We start from the raw sequence: 7,557 nt of genomic DNA, 5'->3' as shown, positions 1-7,557 counted from the left end.
GGCGGGCGTTCGCCGACGTCGTCGCGCACGTCAACGTGCAGAGCTTCTTCACCTTCGGCGACAGCGCCGACCCGCTCGTCGCCTACGCGCGCGCGGTCGGACGGCTCCAGGCGGAGGCCCCGGACACCCGGATCACCCTGGTCGTCCGGAACGCCGAGTGCGCGCCACCCGGCGTGGAGGACCAGGTGCGGGCCGTCGCACGGGCGGCGGGCGTGCCGGTCTACCGGAGCATGGAGGCCGCCGCGAGCGCGGTGGCCGCGATGAGGAGGACCCTCGATGGGACGTCTTGACGGCAAGGTCGCGATCGTCACCGGCGGCGCGCGCGGCATGGGCAAGTCGCACGTGCGGCGGTTCGTGGACGAGGGCGCGCGCGTCGTCGTCGGCGACGTCCTGGACGACCTCGGGACCAAGCTCGCCGCCGACCTCGGGGACGCCGCCCGGTTCGTCCGGATGGACGTGACGAAGCCCGAGGACTGGGCGACGGCCGTGCGCACGGCGGTCGAGACCTACGGCGGGCTGCACGTCCTCGTCAACAACGCGGGCATCCTCAAGCACAAGACCATCGAGGAGATGACGCTCGACGAGGCGCGCGCGATCATCGAGGTGAACCTGCTCGGCCAGTGGCAGGGGATCAAGGCCGTGACGGCGGCGATGCGCGAGTCCGGCGGCGGGTCGATCGTCAACGTGTCGTCCACCGAGGGGTTCGTCGGCGCGTCGGGGCTGTCGGCGTACAGCGCGTCCAAGTTCGGCGTGCGCGGGCTGACGAAGGCGGCGGCGCGCGAGCTGGGCCGGTACGGCATCCGGGTGAACTCCATCCACCCGGGCGCGATCATCACCGGGATGTCGATGCAGCAGGACGTGATCGACGCGACGGCCCACCGAGCGGACGCCCTGATCGAGGGCCTGCCGCTCGGCCGGCTCGGGAACTCGCAGGAGGTGTCCGGGCTGGTGGTCTACCTCGCCTCGGACGAGTCGTCCTACTGCACCGGCAGCGAGGTCCTCGCCGACGGCGGCCTGGTCACCGGGGCGGGGTACTGACGGCGCCGGCAGGGCCGGCGGGCTCGACGTGTTCGGCGGGCTCGGGGGGACGCTGGTCGGCCCAGTGCTCCACCGACTCCAGCTGCGCGGCGAGCGAGATCAGCGTCGCCTCGTCGGAGTCGTGGCCGAGCAGCTGCGCGCCGATCGGCAGGCCGTCCCGGCTGAACCCGGCCGGGACGTTCACGCCAGGCCAGCCGAGCACGTTCCACGTCCAGGCGTACGGGCAGGCGGCGGCGACGCCCGACTGCGTCCGCTGGTAGCCCGCGCCCTCGAACGCGCCGACCTTCAGCGGGAGCTGCGCGGTCGTCGGGGTGAGGACGACGTCGGCGGTCTCGAAGATCCGCCCGACCCGGCGGCGGAAGTACGGGTCGAGGCGGCGGGCGAGCGGCAGCAGGCGGCGGCCCGCGATCCGCCCGATCCGCGCCTCCACCTCGGTGCGCGCCTCGGGCCGCGGGTTCGGCATGGCGTCCAGCCAGTCCGCGACGCCGGTCGTGCCGCGCGGCACCAGGCCCATGAAGATCGGCCCGTAGTCCGGGTCGGCGGGGAAGACCTTGTGGCCGAGCGCCGTGAGCCGCCGCGCGAGCCGCTCGACCGCGAGCCGGATCTCCGGGTCGAGCCTGCCCGGCACGCCGAACGCCGTCCGGAACGAGACGGCGACGCGCAGCCGGCCGGGTTCACGCCGGGCGGCCTCGGCGAACGGGGTGACGGGACGGTCGAGCTGGTAGGCGTCCTCGGGGTGGCTTCCGGCGAGGACGTCCAGCATCAGCGCCGCGTCCCCGACCGTGCGCGCGAGCGGCCCCCAGACCGTGATGCCGTTGAAGGGGTCGCGGTTCGGGAACCCCGACACGCGCCCGCGCTGCGGCTTGATGCCGACCAGGTGCGACCAGGCCGCGGGGATGCGGATCGAGCCCGCGCCGTCGGAGCCGACCGCCGCCGCGACCATCCCCGCCGCGACCGCCGCGGCGCTCCCGCCGGACGACCCGCCGGGCGTGCGGTCCGGGCTCCACGGGTTGCGCGCCCGGCCGAACCCGGGCGACTCGCTGAACGGCCACAGCCCGATCTCGCAGGTCGTCGTCTTCCCGACGATGATCGCGCCCGCCGCGCGCAGCCTGCGCACGACCTCGGCGTCCTCGGCCGCGGGCCGGTGGTCGGCGAGCACCGCGAACGGGGTGGTCTCGCCCGCCAGGTCGGTGTCGTCCTTGATCGCGACCGGGACGCCGAGCAGCGGCAGCCGCTCCCCCGCCGCGAGCCGCCGGTCCGCCGCGTCCGCCTCGCGGAGCGCCGCCTCCGCCCGGACGACGCGGAACGCCTCCAGCGACCCGAGCGCGTCGATGCGGGCGAGCGACCGCTCCACCAGTTCCCGTGCCGAGACCGCGCCGTCCGCCAGCAGCGCCGCCTGCTCGGCCAGACCGAGGAAGTCGTCCATCCGGGCCCCTCTCCAGGTATCGTTCGTTCGAACGAACGATAACCCTCGGCGTCCGGATGCGGAAGACTGGAGCCGCCATGACCAGCCGCCCGCCCGACAGCAGCCGCGAGGACCCGCGCGGCACCACGCCCGACGACCCGCGCGACAGCCGGAGCGACAGCACGCCCGGCGGTCCCCGGGACAGCCCGCGCGACCGGATGCTGCGTGTCACCCTGGACCTCATCGCCGAGCAGGGCGTCGGGGCCGTGACCAACCGCGCCGTCGCGCGCGCCGCCGGCGTCTCCCTCGGCTCGCTGACCTACCACTTCCCCAGCCAGTCCGACCTGCTGCGCGAGTCGCTGGCCGCGTTCGTGGACGACGAGATCGCCCGGATCACCGCGCACGTCGAGCGGCTGCGCGACGCGGGCGTGGACCCCGACCGCGCCGCCGACGAGGTGGAGAAGGCCATGGTCGGGTTCGCCACCGACCGCCGCCAGATCGCCAACCTCGAACTGCACCTGCACGCCGCCCGCGACCCGGAGGTGCGCGCCACCTCGGCCCGCTCGGTCGCCGCCTACGACCGGCTCGCCGCCGCGATCCTCACCGCGCTCGGCATCCCGGACGCCGGCCGGCACGCCCCCGCCGTCGTCTCGCTGCTGTACGGCCTGGCGGTGCGGCGGCTGGCGACCGGCGACGACTCGGCGGCGGGCACCGCCGACGCCCTGCGCACCATCCTGCGCGGCCTGCTCCCCTGACACCGGATCCGCCCCGAGGGGTTGCCGGACGCGGCGTACCGGGTTAGAACGATTAGGAAACTTTCCTATTTTGCAAGGCCATCGGGGGCCTGCCCGCGTCCCTCCTGCCCAGGGAGCTCCCCGTGTTCAGAGCCGCTGCGGCCGTCCTGCTGACGGCCCTGGTCGTCCTGCTCGGCGTCCCCGCCCACGCCGACACCGCCGCCTTCACCAAGGCCTCCGAATGGAGCGGCGGCTACACCGGCCAGTTCACCGTCACCAACACCGGCACGACCCAGACCACCGGCTGGACGGTCGGCTTCGACCTGCCGTCCGGCACGTCGGTCGGCGCGTACTGGGACGCCCTGCTCACCCGCGCCGGCGCCCACTACGAGTTCAAGAACCGCGAGTACAACGGCACCCTCGCCCCCGGCGCGAGCACCACCTTCGGCTGGGTCTCGGCCGGCACCGGCACGCCGCAGAACTGCACGCTCAACGGCAGGTCCTGCAGCGGCCCGGCCGACACGTCGCCGCCGTCCGTCCCGTCCGGCCTCACCGTGAGCGGCGCGACCGGGTCGTCCCTGAAGGTCTCCTGGAACCCGTCCACCGACGACACCGGCGTGACGGGCTACGACCTCGTCCGCGACACCGGGGCCCCCACCGCGGTCACCGGGACCTCGACCACGGTCACCGGGCTGTCGCCGAACACGTCCTACTCCTTCAAGGTCCGCGCCCGCGACGCCGCCGGCAACGTCTCCGCCTACTCGCCGGCGGTCACCGGCAAGACCACCGACGGCGGCGGCACCCCGCCCCCGCCGACCGGGCGCACCACCTACGCCCCGTACATCGACATCACGATGAGCACGCCGTCGCTGGCGTCCGCGGCGTCCGCGACGGGCGTCAAGAACTACACGCTCGCCTTCGCCCTCGGCGACAGCACCGGCTGCCACCCGGCGTGGGGCGGCACCATCGCCCTGGACGACGCGCGCGTCATCGGGGACGTCCGCGCCCTCCAGCAGTCCGGCGGGCAGGTCGTCGTCGCGACCGGCGGCGCGGCGGGCCCCTACCTGGAGCAGACCTGCGGCGACACCGCCTCGCTTCTCGCCGCCTACGAGAAGCTGCTCGACACGGTGAAGACCAACGAACTCGACGTGGACATCGAGGCGTCCATCGACATCCCCAAGGTCAACACCGCCCTCAAGCAGCTCCAGGACGCCCGGGGCACCACCATCAGCTACACGATGCGCGTCCAGGGCCAGGACTACGGCATGGACCCGTACTCGGTCCAGATCCTCCAGGACGCCGCGTCCCGGGGCCTGACCGTCGGCGTCAACCCGATGCTCATGGACTTCGGCTACTCCGGCGACTGGGGCGACGCCATGGTCTCCGCGGCGACCGCGACCCTTGGGCAGATGCGGCAAATCTGGCCCGGCAAGTCCGACGCCGAGCTGAGGTCCCTGCTCGGCGTCACGCCGATGATCGGCAAGAACGACAGCGGCATGACCACCACGCAGGCCGCCGCGCAGAAGCTCCACTCCTGGGCCGTCGCCAACCGCATCGGCTTCGTCCGCTTCTGGTCGGTGGGCCGCGACAACGGCGGCTGCCCCAACGGCCAGGTCTCCCCCACCTGCTCGGGCGTCTCCCAGTCGCCCTACGAGTTCACCGGCATCCTCAAGTACTGAGAAACGGCGAACCGCGGCCCGCCCGGGAGTCGGGCGGGCCGCGGTCGGCCGGTCGGTCAGGGGCGTCTGGTCAGTTGTAGAAGGTCGCGCTGTGGACGTCCACGGGGTTGGCGGTCTTGCCGGTGGTCACGCCGTACACGGCCACGAACCCCGAGCCGGTCGACACCAGGCCGGTGTAGTCGCCGATCATGCGGCCGGCGCTCGTGGACGGCAGCGTGCGCGCGTCGAACGAGCCCTCGATGTGCTGCTCCCGCCACGAACCGGCCGACTTCGCGCAGTCGGTCGTGCAGGTCACGGCCCAGAAGTCGGTGGGCAGTGTGGCGGCGGAGGTGTTGTTGCGGAAGTCGTAGTACGTGATCGCCACGGTGCCCCCGCGGTTCACCGCGACGGCCGGCACCGCCGCCGAACCGGTGGGCGTCCTGTCCACCCGAACCGGGCTCGACCAGGTCTTTCCGGCGTCCGTTGAGCGCGCGTAGGAGACGTGGAAGGTGCCGTCGGCGGCCTGGCTCTGCCACACCGCGTTCACCACCCTGCTGTTCGGCTGGGCCGCCAGCAGCGGCAGCGAGGCGTTGCGCACCGCGTCACCCGAGCCGTCCGGGTCCGGGATCTTCACCCCCACGGTGAACGGGGCCGCCACGTCCAGCGTCGGCGCCGACCACGTCGCGCCGCCGTCGGTCGAGCGGATGACCTGGGTGGCGGCGCCGGTGTTGGTCTCCTGGTGCATGCCGAGCAGCAGCGTCCCGTCGGCCATCGGCTCCAGGACGGTGCCGATGGCGCCGCTGTTGACGGGGAAGTCGTAGACCTTCCTCGTGCTCCAGGTGCGTCCGTCGTCGATCGACTTCGCCAGGTACACCGGCTGCGTCCAGTCGCCGTTCGCCTGGGTGTCCACCCGGTCCCAGACGGCGTAGACGACCCCCGGGTGGTACGGGTCGGCGGTGACCGCCGGTCGGTCGTTGAAGAACTCCGGGTCGGTGTCGCGCGCCAGGGTCGTCGGGGCGTCCCAGTGCTCGCCGCCGTCACCGGACCGCGAGACCAGGATCGCCGTCGTCTCGCCGGTGCGCGACAGGGAGAACGACGCGGCGACCGCCGTCCCGGACGGCGTCACCGTGACCCAGTGGTCCGTCGTGACGTCGTAGTTCCCGCCGTTGGCGTCGGTGCCGCCGTTGCACCGGGAGAACGCGGGCTGCGTCGCCGAGGGATGCCAGGTCGCGCCGTAGTCGTTGGACACGGCCGCCACGGCGCCGTCACTGCCGTACCGGTTCCACCGGTCCTGCTGGTAGACCGAGACGAGATGCCACGGCCGGTTCGGGTCGCGCGCCACCATGGGCTGGACCTCGGTGTTCGGGTTCGCCACGTAGCCGTCCCCGGCGGGCAGTCCGCACCCGGCCGGAAGCGCGCTGGTGCCCGAGACCGGAACCACGGCGGCCGGGTCACGGCCGTCCGCGGAGGCGGGCTGGGCCGCGACGGCGCACGCGATCACGGCGGCCGCTGCGGCGATCATCGACGTGGAACGTCGTTTCAACGGTTCCTCCCTCATCCTGGATGGGGCGTCTTCACGGACACACCGCACTTGGTCCGGGGGCGTGTCCGGGAGGCGTCGAAAAGCGCAGCCGACGCTACAACCTCAAGATCATTTACGGAACCCCGCACCGGGCCGGATCCTCACGGCGGGCGGGCCGGGAGCGGCAGGACGCGCGGCGATCCGCGCGGCCTTGCACGCGGTGATACGCGCGGCGATGCTCACGTAATACGAAGGGCCTCCCGCGGCAACGGGAGGCCCTTCCGATCGCGGTGCCCCGCCCGAGCCATCAGACGTGGAGCCATCGACCCCCACAAGGTAAGCGTCCGGCCGAGTTGTTCGGCGCCCGTGGGGGCGCCTCGACGGCCACCTCCGCAGAGCTCCGCGACGACGAGGCCCTGACCAGCGAAAACACCACGGCGGCCGGAAGCGCTCATTGTTCGAGGTTTCCTCGGGCGGCGCTGTTCGTGCCTCTGCATGAGCAAGTGCCCGATTCCGCACGGGAAGCTCGAACAACATTCCCTTGACCTCGCCGGCGGACCGTGATCTGCGCCCCGGCGGCCGTCCGTACTCCGAACAACGAATCGTCCGAGATCGCTTCCGGATGCGGGAGGCGTCCGCCACGATGAAAACGCGAGTAGGGCGCGGACCGTCCTGCGCGGCGGCAACCGCGCGGGACCGGAGGGTCCGCGCTCGCTCGCTTCCCCGCCCGAGCCATCGAACAAGTGAGAGCATCCGTGTCTGATTCATCTGCGTTCGCGTTGTGCGTCGTCCGTCCCGCCGTGCGTGAGATCTGGGCCGCGCCCGTGGTGGTGCTGCTGGTCGTCCTGATCCTGCGGGGCGTCGATCCGTGGTGGGCGCTGGCCGTGGCCGCGTCGGCGGTGCTGCTGCGGCCCCCGTCGCGCTGATGCCGCGTCCGGAGAACCCGCTCGATCCCGGGTCGGGTCCCGTCGCGGCGTTCGCCGTCGCGCTGCGGGAACTGCGGGCGAGCGTCGGCACACCCAGCTACCGGACCATGTCCAAGCGGTCCTACTACGGCTTCACCACGCTCGCCGAGGCCGCGGCGGGCCGCCGCTTCCCGAGCTGGGAGATCACCCGCGCCTACGTCGTGGCCTGCGGCGGGGACGTCGCGGAATGGGAGCGGCGGTGGCGGGAGACGGCCGCCCTCCTCCGGCCGGCGGC

The 7,557-nt window shown here is 73.1% G+C and carries 6 protein-coding genes and 2 pseudogenes; 6 read left to right on the top strand and 2 right to left on the bottom strand.

What is annotated here, in order from left to right:
• A pseudogene (locus AB0J52_RS19950) lies at positions 1-290 on the top strand (acetate--CoA ligase family protein); the annotation flags it as partial.
• Entirely contained in the window at positions 277-1,038 is a 762-nt protein-coding gene (locus tag AB0J52_RS19945) for a glucose 1-dehydrogenase (protein ID WP_500183089.1), read from the top strand. The pseudogene AB0J52_RS19950 and the gene AB0J52_RS19945, both read left to right, overlap by 14 nt.
• Here AB0J52_RS19945 and AB0J52_RS19940 read toward each other — a convergent pair.
• Positions 1,019-2,464, bottom strand: a complete 1,446-nt coding sequence (locus AB0J52_RS19940; protein ID WP_500183088.1) for an amidase — start codon at positions 2,462-2,464, stop codon at positions 1,019-1,021. The genes AB0J52_RS19945 and AB0J52_RS19940 overlap by 20 nt on opposite strands.
• 77 nt (positions 2,465-2,541) lie before the next feature.
• On the opposite strand from AB0J52_RS19940, the gene AB0J52_RS19935 reads away from it, so the two are divergent.
• Together AB0J52_RS19935 and AB0J52_RS19930 are read left to right on the top strand one after the other, a co-directional pair.
• Positions 2,542-3,198, top strand: coding sequence for a TetR/AcrR family transcriptional regulator (locus tag AB0J52_RS19935; protein ID WP_500183087.1), 657 nt, complete (start codon positions 2,542-2,544; stop codon positions 3,196-3,198).
• A 122-nt stretch (positions 3,199-3,320) separates the two neighbouring features.
• A complete protein-coding gene (locus AB0J52_RS19930) occupies positions 3,321-4,856 on the top strand; it encodes a cellulose binding domain-containing protein (protein ID WP_500183086.1) in 1,536 nt (511 codons plus the stop codon).
• A gap of 70 nt (positions 4,857-4,926) precedes the next feature.
• Here the strand turns inward: AB0J52_RS19930 and AB0J52_RS19925 are convergent, their stop codons facing one another.
• Complete coding sequence (locus tag AB0J52_RS19925; RefSeq protein ID WP_500183085.1) at positions 4,927-6,378, bottom strand: sialidase family protein; 1,452 nt, start codon at positions 6,376-6,378, stop codon at positions 4,927-4,929.
• Between the two features lie 734 nt (positions 6,379-7,112).
• On the opposite strand from AB0J52_RS19925, the gene AB0J52_RS19920 reads away from it, so the two are divergent.
• Both AB0J52_RS19920 and AB0J52_RS19915 read left to right on the top strand, forming a co-directional pair.
• Positions 7,113-7,283 (top strand): hypothetical protein, encoded by a 171-nt coding sequence (locus tag AB0J52_RS19920; protein ID WP_500183084.1) that lies wholly within the window; start codon positions 7,113-7,115, stop codon positions 7,281-7,283.
• Positions 7,283-7,557, top strand: a pseudogene (locus AB0J52_RS19915) (hypothetical protein); the annotation flags it as partial. The gene AB0J52_RS19920 and the pseudogene AB0J52_RS19915, both read left to right, overlap by 1 nt.

Origin of the sequence: Spirillospora sp. NPDC049652, from assembly GCF_040675125.1 — a bacterium.
GTDB lineage: Bacteria > Actinomycetota > Actinomycetes > Streptosporangiales > Streptosporangiaceae > Spirillospora.
The sequence above is the reverse complement of the archived record's forward strand: the minus strand, read 5'-3'. Positions and strand labels throughout refer to the sequence as shown.

Coding starts and splice junctions, on each gene's coding strand:
- AB0J52_RS19945 (WP_500183089.1), top strand. CDS start 277: ATGGGACGTCTTGACGGCAAGGTCGCGATCGTCACCGGCGGCGCGCGC.
- AB0J52_RS19940 (WP_500183088.1), bottom strand. CDS start 2,464: ATGGACGACTTCCTCGGTCTGGCCGAGCAGGCGGCGCTGCTGGCGGAC.
- AB0J52_RS19935 (WP_500183087.1), top strand. CDS start 2,542: ATGACCAGCCGCCCGCCCGACAGCAGCCGCGAGGACCCGCGCGGCACC.